Source organism: Acinetobacter sp. SM34, from assembly GCF_022012365.1.
GTDB lineage: Bacteria > Pseudomonadota > Gammaproteobacteria > Pseudomonadales > Moraxellaceae > Acinetobacter.
In genome coordinates this window covers 12,220-28,826 of record NZ_JAKLTP010000008.1, presented here as the reverse complement: position 1 = coordinate 28,826, position 16,607 = coordinate 12,220, and the positions used below count along the sequence as shown (strand labels likewise).

Annotated in this window: 15 protein-coding genes; 5 read left to right on the top strand and 10 right to left on the bottom strand. The window is 42.3% G+C overall.

What is annotated here, in order from left to right; translation table 11 throughout:
- Positions 1-16 precede the first annotated feature (16 nt).
- From nrdR to glnK, 3 genes are all read right to left on the bottom strand, one after another.
- Positions 17-475, bottom strand: a complete 459-nt coding sequence (nrdR, locus tag LZZ98_RS08345; protein ID WP_086174158.1) for a transcriptional regulator NrdR — start codon at positions 473-475, stop codon at positions 17-19.
- Positions 476-613: 138 nt separating this feature from the next.
- The gene (locus tag LZZ98_RS08340; protein ID WP_237787449.1) at positions 614-2,023 is read right to left on the bottom strand and encodes an ammonium transporter; all 1,410 of its coding nucleotides are present in this window, start codon (positions 2,021-2,023) and stop codon (positions 614-616) included.
- A gap of 58 nt (positions 2,024-2,081) precedes the next feature.
- Positions 2,082-2,420 carry a P-II family nitrogen regulator gene (glnK, locus tag LZZ98_RS08335; RefSeq protein ID WP_086174160.1) on the bottom strand — a complete coding sequence of 113 codons (339 nt, stop codon included), beginning with the start codon at positions 2,418-2,420 and terminating at the stop codon, positions 2,082-2,084.
- Between the two features lie 279 nt (positions 2,421-2,699).
- Between glnK and LZZ98_RS08330 the strand changes: the two genes are divergently transcribed.
- The 3 genes from LZZ98_RS08330 (at position 2,700) to LZZ98_RS08320 (ending at position 4,996) form a co-directional block, all read left to right on the top strand.
- On the top strand, positions 2,700-2,927 hold the full coding sequence (locus LZZ98_RS08330) for an accessory factor UbiK family protein (protein WP_237787448.1): 228 nt from the start codon (positions 2,700-2,702) through the stop codon (positions 2,925-2,927).
- A gap of 68 nt (positions 2,928-2,995) precedes the next feature.
- Complete coding sequence (locus tag LZZ98_RS08325; protein WP_237787447.1) at positions 2,996-4,483, top strand: YifB family Mg chelatase-like AAA ATPase; 1,488 nt, start codon at positions 2,996-2,998, stop codon at positions 4,481-4,483.
- A 6-nt stretch (positions 4,484-4,489) separates the two neighbouring features.
- The gene (locus LZZ98_RS08320) at positions 4,490-4,996 is read left to right on the top strand and encodes a GNAT family N-acetyltransferase (RefSeq protein ID WP_237787446.1); all 507 of its coding nucleotides are present in this window, start codon (positions 4,490-4,492) and stop codon (positions 4,994-4,996) included.
- 123 nt (positions 4,997-5,119) lie between these two features.
- On the opposite strand, the gene LZZ98_RS08315 is transcribed toward LZZ98_RS08320, so the two are convergent.
- On the bottom strand, positions 5,120-5,893 hold the full coding sequence (locus LZZ98_RS08315; RefSeq protein WP_442862703.1) for a TorF family putative porin: 774 nt from the start codon (positions 5,891-5,893) through the stop codon (positions 5,120-5,122).
- 1,359 nt (positions 5,894-7,252) lie between these two features.
- Here LZZ98_RS08315 and LZZ98_RS08310 point away from each other — a divergent pair.
- Positions 7,253-8,587, top strand: a complete 1,335-nt coding sequence (locus LZZ98_RS08310) for an OprD family outer membrane porin (protein WP_237787445.1) — start codon at positions 7,253-7,255, stop codon at positions 8,585-8,587.
- Positions 8,588-8,677: 90 nt separating this feature from the next.
- On the opposite strand, the gene ppa is transcribed toward LZZ98_RS08310, so the two are convergent.
- Together ppa and LZZ98_RS08300 are read right to left on the bottom strand one after the other, a co-directional pair.
- A complete protein-coding gene (ppa, locus tag LZZ98_RS08305; protein WP_237787444.1) occupies positions 8,678-9,214 on the bottom strand; it encodes an inorganic diphosphatase in 537 nt (178 codons plus the stop codon).
- Between the two features lie 124 nt (positions 9,215-9,338).
- Complete coding sequence (locus LZZ98_RS08300) at positions 9,339-9,740, bottom strand: MAPEG family protein (protein WP_237787443.1); 402 nt, start codon at positions 9,738-9,740, stop codon at positions 9,339-9,341.
- Positions 9,741-9,845: 105 nt separating this feature from the next.
- Here LZZ98_RS08300 and LZZ98_RS08295 point away from each other — a divergent pair, with 105 nt between their 5' ends.
- On the top strand, positions 9,846-10,226 hold the full coding sequence (locus LZZ98_RS08295) for a hypothetical protein (protein ID WP_237787442.1): 381 nt from the start codon (positions 9,846-9,848) through the stop codon (positions 10,224-10,226).
- Positions 10,227-10,276: 50 nt separating this feature from the next.
- Here LZZ98_RS08295 and LZZ98_RS08290 read toward each other — a convergent pair whose 3' ends face one another.
- The 4 genes from LZZ98_RS08290 to LZZ98_RS08275 all read right to left on the bottom strand — a co-directional run bounded on the left by LZZ98_RS08290 (position 10,277) and on the right by LZZ98_RS08275 (position 16,582).
- Complete coding sequence (locus LZZ98_RS08290) at positions 10,277-11,953, bottom strand: AMP-binding protein (RefSeq protein ID WP_237787441.1); 1,677 nt, start codon at positions 11,951-11,953, stop codon at positions 10,277-10,279.
- Between the two features lie 147 nt (positions 11,954-12,100).
- Positions 12,101-14,320, bottom strand: coding sequence for a DNA topoisomerase IV subunit A (parC, locus tag LZZ98_RS08285; RefSeq protein ID WP_237787440.1), 2,220 nt, complete (start codon positions 14,318-14,320; stop codon positions 12,101-12,103).
- A gap of 164 nt (positions 14,321-14,484) precedes the next feature.
- The gene (gene niaP / locus LZZ98_RS08280) at positions 14,485-15,804 is read right to left on the bottom strand and encodes a niacin transporter NiaP (protein ID WP_237787439.1); all 1,320 of its coding nucleotides are present in this window, start codon (positions 15,802-15,804) and stop codon (positions 14,485-14,487) included.
- 133 nt (positions 15,805-15,937) lie between these two features.
- On the bottom strand, positions 15,938-16,582 hold the full coding sequence (locus tag LZZ98_RS08275) for a trimeric intracellular cation channel family protein (RefSeq protein WP_086174171.1): 645 nt from the start codon (positions 16,580-16,582) through the stop codon (positions 15,938-15,940).
- Between the last annotated feature and the right edge of the window lie 25 nt (positions 16,583-16,607).

The following is a 16,607-nucleotide window of genomic DNA, read 5'->3' as shown; positions in this document are numbered from 1 at the left end:
CTTGGAAAATAAAATCTTAGTGTTCGCGCTGCTGCATTTGTTCAATTTGACGACGGAAGGCTTCGACATCCTGAAAGTCTTGATACACCGAGGCAAAACGGACGTAAGCGACATGGTCTAAGGCAAATAAAGCCTGCATCACAATTTCACCAATGGTACGAGATTTGACATCGCGCTCACCTAAACGGCGAATCTGCAACTGGATATCACTGAGTACCGTTTCAATCTGTTCTTGAGTCACCGGGCGTTTTTGTAAAGCATGCATCAGTGAACGACGCATTTTCGCCTCATCAAAAGGTTCGCTTTTGCCATCGGATTTAATGACTCTTGGCATTACCACTTCATAGGTTTCAAAGGTGGTAAAACGTTCACCACAACTGATACATTCACGACGGCGACGAATCTGACAGCCTTCAGCAGCCAAACGCGAATCGATCACTTTACTATCTGCAGCGTTGCAAAATGGACAATGCATAGCGGTTTAATTGAACAAATCAAATCGGATTTAGAGTGTAGCAAAAATTCTGCTCTTTGTAGAGGCTTACGCAAGATATGGAAAAAAAACAGCCCTGACGGGCTGTTTTACACAATATATTGATTATAGGTTTTTATATTATTCTACACGTTCGCCATGTTGACTCAGGTCAAGACCCATACGTTCGTCATCACTCGCAACACGGATACCAATCACCAGATCAATCACTTTCAGAATGATAAAGGTCAATACTGCAGAGTAAGCGATGGTTGCCAGTACACCTTCAAGTTGCACCCATAATTGATGCATCATGTCTGTCGGTACTTTATCGCCCATGATGAATTCACTTGCAAACACTGCAGTCAGGATGGCACCGACAATACCGCCTACACCATGCAGACCAAAGGCATCCAAAGAATCATCCGCTTTCAGAGCACGCTTAAGTGCTGTAATCCCCCAGAAGCACACTACACCGCCGATCAAGCCCATAGCCAATGCACCACCTACAGTCACGAAACCTGCTGCCGGTGTAATCACCACCAAACCTGCAACTGCGCCAGATGCACCGCCCAATACAGAGGCTTTACCACGAATCAATTTTTCAGTAATCAACCAGGCAATTGCAGCAGCGGCAGCAGCAACTTGTGTAGCAATAAGTGCATAACCGGCTGAACCGTTTGCACCGAGTGCAGAACCACCATTGAAACCGAACCAGCCTACCCATACCAGGCTTGCACCGACCACGGTTAAAGTCAGGTTATGTGGAGCCATAGATTCACGGCCCAAGCCCATACGCTTACCCAGCATGTATGCAGCGACTAAACCTGCCACACCCGAGTTAATATGCACCACCGTACCGCCTGCAAAATCAAGCGCACCATCATTAGCTAACCAGCCGCCGCCCCATACCCAGTGAGTAATTGGTGCATAAACAACCACGCTCCAAATCGTAATGAATGCAACAAAGGCACCAAATTTCATACGTTCTGCAATCGAACCGGTAATAATGGCTACAGTAATGATGGCAAATGTCATTTGGAAAATAACAAACAGAATTTCTGGAATTGTTCCGGTTAAGGCAGTGGTCGTAATTCCAGATAACATGATTTTATCTAAATTACCAATGAAAGCATTGCCACTACCAAAAGCCAGTGTATAGCCAATCACCACCCAAGTAATACTGACAATGGCTGCCGCAACAAAGCTATGTGCCATAGTGCCAAGTACGTTTTTCTTACGAACCATACCGCCGTAAAATAATGCGAGTCCTGGAATGGTCATCAATAAAACCAGTGCTGTAGACACTAAAATCCATGATGTATCACCTGTATCTAATTTTGGTTCTTCTTTCGCAGGTGCTGCTGTTTGTTCAGCTGGAGCAGGTGCCGCAGCTAATTCAGAATTTGTTGTTAATGATGTATCAGCAGTATTAGCGACTGCTACATTTTCAGCAGGAGTGGATGCTGCTGTGACGGCTTCTTCAGCCCATGCAACAGAACCACCTAAAAGTGCGCCAGATAAACTCAGCGCAATGAGCATTTTTTTCATTCGTATCCCCCAACCTAGTTTTTTGAGTTATTAGCTACTCAGCAAACTTCATGCCAAATTAAACAGCATCTGCACCTGTTTCACCGGTACGGATACGGATGACTTGTTCTAAATTAGTAACGAAAATTTTACCGTCACCAATTTTACCTGTGCTTGCTACACGCGTAATCGATTCGATTACTGAATCTACCATTTCATCGCTAATCGCGATTTCAATTTTTACTTTAGGCAAGAAATCAACAACATATTCTGCACCACGGTAAAGTTCAGTATGACCTTTTTGACGACCAAAGCCTTTGACTTCAGTTACGGTGATCCCTTGAACACCAATGTCAGAGAGTGCTTCACGCACGTCATCTAATTTAAAGGGTTTTACAATTGCAGTTACGAGCTTCATGTTTGTTTTCCTTCGGCTTCTTTCACCAGTAAGGTTTTATGTTCAAATTTCGTGCCAAAAATTCTAAGGTTGGGGGAATTAGAAACTTTGACACGAGTTTTCTTTATAACCTATTTTATACTTTTAGATGTAGTCTGAATTCCAAAAAGTAGACATTTTTACTATAAAATTAACGATTTTACATATCGGATAAAGTTATATCCGGTCGCATGGGACTATGGTCTAGGTTTGAGCAATGCTACACTAGCGCCACTTCTCCATCACTATATGGACACTGCAATGATTGAAACCCTATTACAAGCCATCATGGAACAACTTGATCAACCGAAAAAGGATGTTGAACATAATTTACGTGCCTTACTGAATGAAGCTGTCAGCAAGATGGATCTGGTGTCTAGAGATGAAATCGAGCGACAACGTACTGCCCTCGATACCGCCAATTTACGATTAAATGAACTGCTTAAACAAGTTGAAGCCTTAGAAATTAAAATAAAGAACAATAAATAAGCACTTTTTCAGTGCATAAAAAGACCAAAAACGATTAAAAATAACGCACTACAATGGAACAATAATAAATGTCTTTTGCCAAGATTTATACTCGAGGTCTGCTTGGACTTCATGCCCCGCTGATAGAGGTCGAAGTGCATGTCAGCCAGGGCTTGCCTTCTTTAACTATTGTCGGACTTGCCGAAGCGGCAGTTCGTGAAAGTAAAGACCGGGTCCGTTCTGCCATTATCAATAGTGGTTTTCAATTTCCTACCAAACGTCTCACTATCAATTTAGCGCCTGCAGATTTGCCCAAAGATGGTTCGCGTCTGGATTTGCCCATTGCTTTGGGCATTTTAATCGCTTCGGGACAACTGCCTGAAAATGTGACAGATCATCTGGAATTTATTGGTGAACTCGCCCTGGATGGTCAGCTTCGACCCATCACCGGTATTTTGACTATCGCCATTGCCTGTCAACAGTCCGGACATCATCTTTTCTTGCCGCAGCAAAATGCTCAAGATGCCTCGCAATTGCCCAATTTTGAAGTGTTTGCCGCCCATCATCTAAAAGATGTCTGTGAGCATTTATCTAGCCAGCACCCGATTCAGCAATATCAAGCGCATAGCAGCAACCAAATCAATCAGTACAAGTTTGATTTAGCCGATGTCAAAGGTCAATTGCGCCCGCGACGTGCGCTCGAGATTGCCGCAGCAGGTGGACATTCACTGCTGTTTAAAGGCCCGCCCGGCACCGGGAAAACCCTACTAGCATCCCGCTTGGCCAGTATTTTGCCACCCTTGGATATGCAAGAAAATTTAGAAGTTGCCAGCATTTATTCGGTTGCCAATAACTCGCATCCCTTTGGGCAGCGTCCTTTTCGTGCACCGCATCATACCGCTTCCGCGATTGCCCTGGTGGGGGGTGGCTCACATCCTAAACCGGGTGAAATTACCCTGGCACATTTGGGCGTGTTATTTTTAGATGAGCTGCCCGAATTTGATCGTAAAGTTCTGGAAGTATTAAGGCAACCACTGGAATCTAAAGAAATTGTGATTTCGCGTGCATCAAGACAGATTACCTTTCCGGCCAACTTTCAACTGATTGCCGCAATGAATCCCTGTCCTTGTGGTTATGCCTTTAACCAGGATATTCGCTGCCAATGTTCCGCAGATGCGATTAAACGTTATCAAAATCGCATTTCAGGTCCGCTACTGGACCGAATTGACCTGCATATTGATGTGCCGCCTTTACAGGCACACGAATTACAAGATACATCAGCGGTTGAAAATTCACATACAGTTCGGGAACGGGTGATTCAAGCCTATGAACAGCAGATACAACGGCAAAAATGCCTGAACCATGCTTTAACGCCTCAGCAACTTGAACAGTTTGCCTGCCTCGATGCGCAGGCTCAGAAAATTATGGAAATGGCACAGCAACGCTTGAATTTGTCTGCCCGGGCCTATCATCGGGTATTACGTGTCGCGCGAAGCATTGCCGATTTATCGCAACATACCGAGATTCAAAGCCAGCATTTAACCGAAGCTTTGTCTTATCGGGCACAACAGGGCTAATCTAAGATGCATAATTTACTGATTCGTAGTGAAAATCCTGCTGATGATACGGCAATTAGCCATGTGATTGAACAGGCATTTCAAAAGCAGCAATACTCTAGTCATAACGAACAATTCATTGTCTCTGCCCTGCGCAAAGCCAATGCCCTGACCATTTCTTTGGTCGCTGTTTTAAATCAGCACATTGTGGGACATATCGCTATTTCACCGGTACAAATTTCTTCAGGTGTGCAAGGCTGGTATGGCTTAGGGCCGGTCACTGTTTTACCAAAATGGCAATTGCAAGGGATAGGTTCAGCACTCATCCAATCCGGATTAAGCCAATTGAAAACTCATGCAGCCAAAGGCTGTGTGGTTTTAGGTGATCCGGATTTCTATGCCCAATTTGGTTTTAAGGCAGTTCCTGAACTAATCTTGGAACATGTTCCGGCTCAATACTTTCAGGCTTTGTCTTTTCAGGGAGATATACCTCAAGGTTATGTCAGCTATCATGCTGCATTTTCTGCCACATGAGCAAAAATAAAGCATTGCTTTATTTTTAGCGCAAGGGACGAAATGTCAGAAGCCCCCAATCAGCTCCATAAAAAAACCTCCAAAGTCATGCTTTGGAGGTTTTTTTATGCCTTGAAATTACAATTAGAATGTTTTGGTTAGGGTAAATACCGCACCGGTATCCACCGCACGTTCTGCAACATCCGATAAACCATCAGTATCAATATTGGTTCCTACAGCTGCCAGTTCAGCACTGGCACCTGGAATGGATTTAAAGCCATAGCTTAGCCCCACTTTCCAGTCTACATAATTATCATCACCATCATTAAAGGTATATTTGTCTTCATCTACAACGGTATAGCCTACAGCAGCAACCCCACCAAAACCTGATGAACCAAATGGAACTGAATAACCCACATTCACATTCCAGCTGTCGGCATCTACACCCGCATAGTCATTGGTATAATTGAGATTGGTTAAAATGCTGTCACCTTCCGCAATCACACTCTTGAAGCCTAATTTACCGTATAATTCAACCCAGCTCAGATCAGTGGCACTTGGATAATTATAGTACACCACCCCAACATCTAATGTCGGTTTGCTACTGAAAGCTTCAAGGGTAGTGGCATAGCCAAGCGATGGATCCAGTTCCAGGCTAGGTGTGCCGCTGCCAAAATTCACATTGGAACCCCACAAGCCAAAATATAACCCTGAAGCATGAGCTAGCGTGAATCCTGCTTGTACGGCTGGATCATTTTCTGTTTGAGTCAGACCACGGAAACGATAGTCTGTAGTGACGGCTGCACTACCACTAAAAGACAGGCCAAAAGGTAAGGCAGGTGCATCTGCAGCAAATACAGCACCTGACATAGTAGCTAAAGTGGTCACAGCAAATAATTTTTTAAGCATTTTATAGATCCCCGACAGATTTTTATGGATTCAAGAGATATCAGCAATTGCTATGCCAGTTTAAAAAATAACATAGTAATTTTTAGCCCGTAAATCGCCATTAATATATTAATATATTGATATTTATTAATTTATTATTTAAAAATAAAAGCAAAACCTAGTCATTTTTCGAGCTTCACCAGATTGACAGCTTTCTCTCTTTTAGATGGCCTGCATGCTGATATAGCTTAAATATTTATTTACAACCTGCCTTATTTTGAGACTGTTTTTTCGAGTGGAGCTAAAAATGCCTAGAAAAAGTGCACAAAAAATATTCACCGTACGCTTATTTATGCATCGCACTCCTTCTCTGACTAAAATCGGCCAGTTAAAACCCAAATCCACCGGCTCAAAAATCTGGATCAAAATAAGCTGCTACCTTCTCACGCTTTAATCAAGCAATATTGGCCATGCTTGACTTACTGACCTATTAAGCACGCATCGCAGTAGAGGTCGGGAGCATGACCTCCTGCAAAATTATGTTTAAAACCTTAATCTTGATCTGCACACGATTATTCAAAAGTCCTGGCCTAGACTGGCCAATAGCTGCGAAACCAAGGATGAATCAGCTTTTATGTACCTATGCCCAACTGATAGCTAAAAACAGATCATGATTTTCATCTCACTGCCCACATTTTATACACCAAAGCCTCATATGGACTTTTTTGCTAATGATCAGACCGTATTTTCGACTCATATAAATCAGGCACTTATTGCGCGCAAAAAATAATACAATCTTATGTGGACTTAGCAGAATTTATTCCAGCTATGAAATGATTAAGATTTTACTCAAAGATAAACCGAACAATAAGAATTAAGACTTTTTCTATAATTTTTGGTCAATTTTTTTATCATTTTAAAGCAGATTTATTGAACAAAAAAATCGACATATAAACCCAGTTTTTTAACCAAAAAATCTTATTATTTCAGGGAAAAATCAGCTGATCTTGCTACTTTTTAAAAAATTAAATCATTATAAAGAGGTGTTTCTGCTGATATCACTGGTTGATAAAAGCCATGTTTTAGGACTTATATCAAAGTTTAGGGCGCTAAAATAGCATTTTTCAAAACTACAACTCTCTATCAATTTTTAATGAGGCATCGGCATTAGCCCAGAATTTATTTAGAGTTAAAATATCATATTGTTTTGTAAAAAAATTTACACAAATAATAATTTTTTAATATTTTATTAACCAAAAGGTATAATTTACATTTAAACAAGTTATAACTTTAATTAAATAAAATGTATTAAAAAAAGCTTTTTTTGCGATACATTACGTATACAATTCTGCCAATTTCTTCTCCCATTTTGTATAAGGCTCTCTCCCAATGCAAAAAGCTAAAAAACTTACTTTAGCAGTTTTAATTCAAGCTGCCTTAATTTCAACTGTATATGCTAGCGAGCAAAGCGAATCGAAAGGCTTTGTTGAAGATGCAGAAGGTTCTGTATTGTTGCGCACAGGCTATTTAAGCCGTGACAAAAAAAATGGTGTAGATGACACCAGCTCTTTTGCTCAAACAGCAATTGTGAAGCTGGATTCCGGCTACACTAAAGGCTTGATAGGTTTTGGTGTGGGTGTCGTGGGTGATGCTTCATTTAAATTGGGCGAAAATAAACATGCCGGTAATGGTATGATTCCACGTGAAACTGGCCTAAACAGTCAAGGTCAACTCACCAAAGGTGCAGGTGATACTTATGATCACTGGACCCGTGGTGGTGCCAATGTAAAAGCACGTGTATCTAATACTGATGTACGTTATGGTACCCAAGTTTTAGACTTGCCTGTATTAGCCAGCAATACAGCTCGTTTAGTTCCTGAATATTTCGACGGCTTCCTTGTAACAAGCCGTGAAATTAAAGGTCTGGAACTAACCGCAGGTAAATTCACTAAAAACCAGTATTCAGACCAGATCAATTCAGATGGTAATGAACTAGACCGTGCAGTGGTATGGGGTGCAAAATATCAAGTTAATGACAACTTGAATACTTCATATTATGGTACTGATATTAAAAATAAATTAGAACGCCATTATGCCAATGTAAACTTTAAGCAAAATCTTGCCAACAACAGTTCACTCACTTATGACTTCAGTGGCTATCATACTGAATGGGATCGTGGCGCCAATAGCAACTTATATTCATTCATTGGTCCAGCTGATGGTGATTACCAAAACTCAATTTGGGCAGTTTCTGGTACTTATAACAAAGGTCCGCATAATGTCATGTTGGCTTACCAGCAAAACTCAGGCAATACTGGTTATGACTATGGTTTAGGTCGAGGTGTGGGTGACGGTCATCAAACCATTTACATGCCAAACTCTTATCTGTCAGACTTTATTGGTAATGACGAAAAATCAGCGCAAATTCAATATACTTATGACTTTGGTGCAATGAATGTTCCTGGTTTAACCTGGACATCAGCGTTCGTTTACGGTTGGGACATCAAAGCAACTGATAATAAGGGAACAATGATCAGTGACGATGCTCAAGAACGCGAGTTCTTTAACCAGGTGAAATATACTGTTCAAAGCGGTTTTGCCAAAGATGCCAGCTTACGCGTACGTAATTCTTACTACCGTGCAAGCAATGATTATCAAAGTAATTACATAGGTGATACCAATGAATGGCGCATTTTCCTGGATATTCCTGTGAAATTATTCTAATTCCACAGCTTATTTAAGCTAAATAAAAAAACCTGCACAATGTGCAGGTTTTTTTATGTAAGCCTTTCAGGCTAAATTCGAAACAAACAATTATTTGTTTGCTTCTGTATAAGCTGCAATTGAGCTAAGTACTTCTTGTTTCGCAACATCAGCACCTTCCCAACCACTTAACTTAACCCATTTTCCTGGCTCTAAGTCTTTGTAGTGCTGGAAGAAGTGTTCGATTTGGCTGATCAACAACGGAGGAAGATCAGTGTACTCTTGAACATCTTTGTAGATCGGAGTTAATTTGTCGTGTGGAACTGCAACCAGTTTCGCATCAACACCACCGTCATCTTCCATGTTCAATTTACCCACAGGACGGCAACGAATCACTGAACCTGGTTCAACCGGGTGTGGAGTTACAACCAATACGTCTAATGGGTCACCATCAAGAGATAGTGTATTTGGTACATAACCATAGTTTGCTGGGTAGAACATTGCAGTACCCATGAAACGGTCTACAAATAATGCATCAGAATCTTTGTCGATTTCGTATTTGATTGGTGCTGCATTTGCAGGAATTTCAATAATTACATAGATGTCGTTTGGTGCATCTTTACCCGCTGGGATATTGCTGTAGCTCATAGCATCACTCTTTAACAAGTTAAATCTTTTTTAAACCGCAACGATTATAACGGTTTTTGCGTATTAAATAACTTTTCGATTATACATCTGGTGGGTGAAAATATGTATTTTCACATTTTCAGGCTCAGGTGGTTAATTTAATCACCAGTAGCAACAGACAAATCGGACACAGCAAGGATAAGGTCCAGATAATGGAACGCAAAGTGGCCCAATTGGCTAAATAACAGATTCCGTAGAAAATACGGAGTAAAATATATGCCACACCAAAAGTCATAATGATGTTTTGAGAAACCACCATATATTCTGCCATTAAAATAGAGGCAATAAATAAAGGTAAACTTTCAAAACTGTTTTGTTGTACCGCATGGGCACGTGCTGCTAAACCTGTGGTTTTAGCCAAAAATTCGCGCGGATTCTGGTTGTCTCGTGCTTTAAAACCTGCTGTTTTTTTTGCAATAGTGGTAAAAACATAAGGCAATAAACATGCAATTAAGATGAGATAGATTATTCCGCTAATGCTTTGCATCTCATTTTTCTCATTAAAATTTTATGCTGCCTATCATAGCATGGTGTTTTCGCAATATTTTTTGTAAATTATAGTGTTTTTATAAATCAGTAATAAGGATCCATGATGGTCAATCCTGATCAAGACAAAATGTTTGATGTACTCGAAAAGCAACGCCAACATCAACGTAAAGTGGATCGTGTACTCAAAGTCGTATTGCCTATTGTTGCATTCTTGGTTGCTACAATTTGTGCCAATATGAATGCCTGGTCTATGCTGGGTACCCTGATTATTTTAATTGTAGCTTTATGGATGGTCACCATTAAACGACAACCTTTATGGTATTGGTTATTCGGTATTTTGGTGTATTGCCTCATCGATAACTATTTCAGCTATGGTAGCTTGTATTTACCCGGCTTTAGCCGTCAATTTGGCACCATGTTTACCTTTGTCGGTATTTTTAGCATAGCACGTCCCTATATTGATCGATGGCTGTTAAAAGATTAAGGCCCAAATAAAAAAAAGCGCCGATCACGGCGCTTTTTTTATTGCAGCATTTATGCAGTTTTACGCAAGTCTTTACGCAAGATTTTACCTACGTTGGACTTCGGTAATTCTTCCATAAATTCAACATAACGAGGACGTTTATAACCGGTTAAGTTTTCTTTAGCGAAAGCAAGTACTTCTTCAGTTGTCAGTGATGGATCTTTTTTCACAACAAACAGTTTAGGCACTTCACCTGATTTTTCATCAGGTACACCAATCGCAGCAACTTCCAATACTTTCGGATGCTTAGAAATCACTTCTTCAATTTCTGAAGGATAAACGTTAAAGCCAGACACCAAGATCATGTCTTTCTTACGATCGACAATCTTGATATAACCACGAGAATCCATTACACCGATATCACCGGTACGGAAGAAACCATGGATCATCACTTTTTCAGTTTCATCTGGACGGTTCCAGTAGCCTTTCATGACTTGTGGACCACGAATCGAGATTTCGCCTTGCTCACCCAGAGCAACTTCATTGCCATCATCATCCAGAATAGCAACTTCAGTCAGTGGCAATGGAATACCAATGGTACCGCTGAATTCAGTTGATTGCGGTGGATTCGCTGTTGCAACAGGTGAAGTTTCAGATAAACCGTAACCTTCAATGATATTGGTACCGGTAACTCTCTTCCATGCTTCAGCAGTAGAAGGCAATACCGCCATACCACCACCCATAGCCATTTTCAGTTTGCTATGATCAAGCTGTTTAAATTCTTCATTGTTTACCAATGCATTAAACAAGGTATTCACTGCAGGGAAGAATGATGGCTGGTATTTACGCAGTTCTTTCATTACCGCAGGTAAGTCACGCGGGTTTGGAATAAGCACGTTGGCTTGACCTTTATACATACCGTACAACGCACACACCATGAATGCAAAGATGTGATAAAGCGGTAAGGCACAGAAAATACGGTCATCCGGTTGCCCATCTTGAGCACCAAATTTACTTTGGAAAATACCGTCACACTGCAACATGTTCGCAACCAAGTTACGATGGGTCAGTTCAGCACCTTTAGAAACACCTGTAGTACCACCGGTATATTGAAGTACCGCTGTATCACTGAGCGTGAGGTTAGGACGTTTATAGTTGCTTGCGCTCACTTTAGCCATTGCTGCGTTAAAACGGATATGTCCTGGAATATTCCAAGCTGGGATTTGCTTACGTACTGAACGTAACACAAAATTCACCAGTGTACCTTTTAAGGCACCTAGCATATCGCCCACAGAAGCGACGACAACGTGCTTCACAGGAGTTTTACCAATAATAGCCTGATAAACTGTTGCAAAGTTTTCAACAATAACAAGCACTTCCGAACCTGAGTCATTTAACTGATGCTCAAGCTCACGCGACGTATATAACGGGTTTACATTGACCAATATCAGACCGGCACGGAAGATACCCAATGCCACGACAGGATATTGAAGGACGTTTGGCATCATCACCGCCACACGTGTACCTTTTTCCAAACCTAAACTTTGTAAATATGTTGAAAATTTACGACTTGCTTCTTCCAACTCATTAAAAGTGAGAACTTTATCCATGAAAATAAAGGCGTCACGTGAGCCAAATTTTTGAAAATTACGTTCAAATACATCAACCAATGAGGTATTTTCAGCAGGTAATTCTACAGTTTCCGGAATCCCTGTCTTTTGGTATTCAGCGAACCAAATCTTTTCCATAATGCGTATTACTCCAATCTTAATCCTTAGTTTTTAAACTGTTTTTTTCTTTGCTGAACCTAGTTTTTTCCTTTTATGGTGTTCAACAAAGCATCCATTTGCACGAATTAACCATATATAGCGTATTTCGTATCCGGGATGCTAGTTTTATCTTTGAATGAACAGTCTATTTGCTTTTTGATATCCTCGTGGTAAGAGTTGACCTTTACTGCCTCGCTTACCAATATATTTTTGAAGATCATCGCCTTTTAGTTTTAATTGTTGCTGTCCAGCAACTACTTGAATTATTTCATCTAAATTAAGCATTGTCATGGATACAATTTGATCTTTTGTTTCGAGTTGTATCAATTTATTACCTTTACCTTTATTCAGACTTGGTAATTCTGACAAATCGACCACCAGCATACGCCCCGCTGAACTAAGCAAGGCTACATGGGTCGCCTGTTCTATTGCCTGCAGTGGCATCGCTTTAGCATCTTCCGGCACGGTCAGGAAGGATTTACCGGCTTTGGCATTGGTATCCAGCTGTTTAGCCTGAGTTTTAAAACCATAACCTTTAGAACTTAAGGCCAAAACTTCAGTGTCATCTTCGGCAATAAAGATTTGAATAAACCCGACGCCGCTGGCAGGTGATAGTTTGGAGCTTAAAGGTTCACCCAAACCACGTGCCGATGGCAGACTGTTAATGGCCAGCGCATAACTTCGACCGGTATCGTCCAGGACATAGACCCGTTGATTAGACTTACCCTGGGCATGACTTAAATATTGGTCGCCGGCGCGGAAGTTGAGATTTTCAGCATCGACCTCATGGCCTTTGGCAGAACGAATCCAGCCGGCTTCAGACAACACCACTGTGACCGGATCGACCGGCAACATGTCCTGTTCATTAATAGCAAGTGCTTCAGCACGTTTCACGATTGGTGAACGACGGTCGTCGCCAAACTTTTTTGCATCTTCTTTCAATTCATTGATGATCAATACTTTTAAAGATTCAGGATTGGCCAGTTGTTCACGAATAATGGCTGCTTTTGCTTCCAGTTCTTCCTGTTCACGGCGCATTTCCATTTCTTCAAGACGTGCCAAGTGACGTAACTTGAGTTCCAAAATGGCTTCGGCCTGAATTTCATCAATATTAAAGTGAGACATCAATACCGGTTTAGGTTGATCTTCTTCACGAATAATACGAATCACTTCATCAATGTTTAAATAGGCAATGATCAGACCTACAAGAATATGCAGGCGTTTTTCAATTTTATTTAAATGATATTGCAGACGGCGGGTTACGGTATTTTTACGAATCTCGATCCATTCCAGCAAGATGCGACGAATCGATTTCACTTGCGGACGGCCATCAGCACCAATCATGTTCATGTTGACACGATAGCTGGATTCCAGATCAGTGGTCGCAAACAGATGGCTCATCACCGCTTCGGCATCAATGCGGTTGGAACGCAGCACAATCACCAGACGGGTTGGATTCTGATGATCCGATTCATCACGCAGGTCACTGACCAATGGCAATTTTTTTGCCTGCATCTGATCGGCAATCTGGGTAATGACTTTGGAACCCGACACCTGATACGGCAAGTCGGTAATCACGATTTCATTTCTTTCTATTTTATAGACCGCACGGGTACGGTAACTGCCACGACCTGTGGTTTGTATTTTGAGCAATTCTTCAGGTGAAGTAATAATTTCCGCTCTGGTTGGCAAGTCAGGCGCTGGAATATATTCCGCCACTTTTTCATCGGACAGATTCGGATTGCGAATCAGCGCGATGGTGCCTTTGACCACTTCACGCAAGTTATGCGGTGGAATATCGGTGGCCATACCGACTGCAATCCCGGTGGTGCCGTTCAATAAAATATTCGGTACGCGTGCAGGCAAGTTCACCGGTTCTTTCATGGAACCATCAAAGTTGTCTTGCCAGTCACAGGTGCCCTGCCCCAGTTCAGACAACAGCACTTCACTGTATTGCGACAGCTTGGCTTCGGTATAACGCATCGCCGCGAAGGATTTCGGATCATCCGGTGAACCCCAGTTACCTTGACCTTCAATAAAAGGATAACGATAACTGAATGGCTGTGCCATCAGCACCATGGCTTCATAACAGGCAGAGTCACCATGCGGATGGTACTTACCGAGTACATCACCCACGGTACGGGCAGATTTTTTTGGCTTGCCGCTATGCTTTAAGCCCAGTTCACTCATCGCGAAGACAATACGACGCTGTACCGGTTTTAAACCGTCACTGATATGCGGCAATGCACGATCCATAATCACGTACATGGCATAGTTAAGGTAAGCTTGTTCAGTAAATTCGGCTACGGAACGATTTTCTGTCGCATGATGCACAAGGCTGGTCATAAAAGCGTGAAATCCTAAATAATTCGTTTTTGTATCTACGTTGTTATGCTATGTCGCAGGTGCAGACTACACAAGGGCAGTAACCCACACTCTGCGACAAATTGTGTCTTATGGACTAAAAATATCCATTTTATAAGGGTCAATCAACTAAAAAATCGGCAATTTTATAAACCGATCGACTCCAGAGTTTTGCCTTTGGTTTCTTCACCCAACACCAGAATGATCAGTGCCACGGCAATTAAAACTGCAGTAAACATCATAAACACATAACTAAAACCATGATCGAGCACCATCATATGAGTCACCGCAAATGGCGCAAAAATACCGCCAATACGACCAATGGCTCCGGCCCAACCAGAACCGAAGGCACGGATATTGGCTGGATACTGTTCTGGCGTATAGGTGTATAACACACCCCAAGCACCCAGGTTAAAGAAGGACATCAAACAACCCCACACCACAATCTGGGTCACATTGTCCGATTGACCAAAGAAGTAGGCAGACAGTGCACACATCCCAATAAAGCCTGCAAGCGTAGCCTTACGACCTAACTTTTCAACGAGCCAAGCTGCTACTAAATAACCCGGAAGCTGCGCTAAAATCATCACCAGTACATATTCAAAAGACTGTACGATGGTATAGCCTTCTTTGACCAGCAAACTTGGCAGCCAGGTAAAAATACCGTAGTAGGAAAATACGATCCCAAACCAGATCAGCCACAGCATCAGGGTACGACGGGCAAAAATGCCTGACCAGAGCTGAGAGAAGCTAATGTCATGCTTTTCAGCCACCGGTTTGACCTGAAATATTTCAATGACTTCTACACCACATTTGGCTTCAATTTTTTTCACCAAGGCATGCGCTTCTTCAAAACGACCACGGTTAATTAAGTACGGAACCGATTCCGGAACCATTTTCCAGATCACCAGCGCATACAGCGCAGGAATCCCGCCAATCAGGAAAGTGGCATGCCAGCCAAAATCAGGAATAATAAAACGCGAAACCAGTGCTGCAACCAGCCAACCGAGCCCCCAGAAACTTTCCAGCAACACAATAAAGCGCCCGCGGACATGGGCAGGAATATATTCACTCACCAGCGTCACGGCCACAGGTAACTGACCCCCCAGTCCAAGTCCGACAATGAAACGGAACACCAGTAACCAGGTCAGGTTCGGCGCAAAAGCACAGGCAGCAGTGGCCAGACTATAAATCACCAAGGTTGAGGCAAAGACCGTTTTACGTCCCCAACGATCCGCAAGGCCGCCTGAACACACCGCACCAATCGCCATGCCGATAAAACCGATGGAAACCACCCAGCTTTTATCATCCGGGGTCATGGCCCAGTCTTCGGCCATTTTTGCCAGAATAAAGGAAATCAATCCGGTATCCATGGCATCAAACATCCAGCCGAGACCGATCACCCATAGCAAGGTATAGTGAAACTTACCAATCGGTAAGCGTTGTATGCGTGAGACTAAATCCATAACAAGAGCTCTGATTTGGTGAAAGAATAGATGCTGCTTTCCCAACAGGATTTATAGTTGTATTGATTTTTATACGCCAATTTACAGATGATGACCGCTTATTTCGTCGGTCATTCATCCTATGGCGGTCATTTTATGAAGCATCTTTGGAAGATGCGGACTGGTCATCGTCATCTTTATAAATGAATTTCGGCATTTCCAGGCCAAAATAGATGGCGATGCAGCGCAAAGAGAAACCGAAGATTAAGGTCGAAATAACCGTGACCTCCAGCGAGAAGCCAATATCTTGACAAATCCAATAACAAATCACGGAAACAAAGGAAATACTGGCATACAGTTCACGGCGGAATACTAAAGGCACGTCGTTACAGAGAATATCACGCAGAATACCGCCGGATACTCCGGTTAACACCCCGGCGACCGCGGAAACCACAAAACCATGCCCCATTTGCAAGGCAATCTGACAGCCAATGATGGTAAAACCAATCAGGCCCAAGGCATCGAGAATCAGGAAGATGGAACGTAAATGGCGCATCCATTTGGCAATCAGGATGGTGACAAAGGCAGCCACACAGGTTAGCACCAGATATTCGGGATGCTTGACCCAGGTCAGCGGATAATGTCCCAGCAGCACATCGCGAACCGAACCTCCACCCAGTGCAGTCACACAGGCGATCAGCGTTACACCAAACCAATCCATACTACGCCGGCCTGCCGACAGTGCGCCTGTCATAGCTTCAGCCGTAATCGCAATAATATAAATGACCAATAGCAACATTGCCCTGCTTCCCCTGAGGGTAATT

Coding starts and splice junctions, on each gene's coding strand:
- ppa (WP_237787444.1), bottom strand. CDS start 9,214: ATGAGCTACAGCAATATCCCAGCGGGTAAAGATGCACCAAACGACATC.
- LZZ98_RS08340 (WP_237787449.1), bottom strand. CDS start 2,023: ATGAAAAAAATGCTCATTGCGCTGAGTTTATCTGGCGCACTTTTAGGT.
- LZZ98_RS08300 (WP_237787443.1), bottom strand. CDS start 9,740: ATGCAAAGCATTAGCGGAATAATCTATCTCATCTTAATTGCATGTTTA.
- niaP (WP_237787439.1), bottom strand. CDS start 15,804: ATGGATTTAGTCTCACGCATACAACGCTTACCGATTGGTAAGTTTCAC.
- LZZ98_RS08275 (WP_086174171.1), bottom strand. CDS start 16,582: ATGTTGCTATTGGTCATTTATATTATTGCGATTACGGCTGAAGCTATG.
- glnK (WP_086174160.1), bottom strand. CDS start 2,420: ATGAAGCTCGTAACTGCAATTGTAAAACCCTTTAAATTAGATGACGTG.
- LZZ98_RS08320 (WP_237787446.1), top strand. CDS start 4,490: ATGCATAATTTACTGATTCGTAGTGAAAATCCTGCTGATGATACGGCA.
- parC (WP_237787440.1), bottom strand. CDS start 14,320: ATGACCAGCCTTGTGCATCATGCGACAGAAAATCGTTCCGTAGCCGAA.
- nrdR (WP_086174158.1), bottom strand. CDS start 475: ATGCATTGTCCATTTTGCAACGCTGCAGATAGTAAAGTGATCGATTCG.
- LZZ98_RS08295 (WP_237787442.1), top strand. CDS start 9,846: ATGGTCAATCCTGATCAAGACAAAATGTTTGATGTACTCGAAAAGCAA.
- LZZ98_RS08325 (WP_237787447.1), top strand. CDS start 2,996: ATGTCTTTTGCCAAGATTTATACTCGAGGTCTGCTTGGACTTCATGCC.
- LZZ98_RS08310 (WP_237787445.1), top strand. CDS start 7,253: ATGCAAAAAGCTAAAAAACTTACTTTAGCAGTTTTAATTCAAGCTGCC.
- LZZ98_RS08330 (WP_237787448.1), top strand. CDS start 2,700: ATGATTGAAACCCTATTACAAGCCATCATGGAACAACTTGATCAACCG.
- LZZ98_RS08290 (WP_237787441.1), bottom strand. CDS start 11,953: ATGGAAAAGATTTGGTTCGCTGAATACCAAAAGACAGGGATTCCGGAA.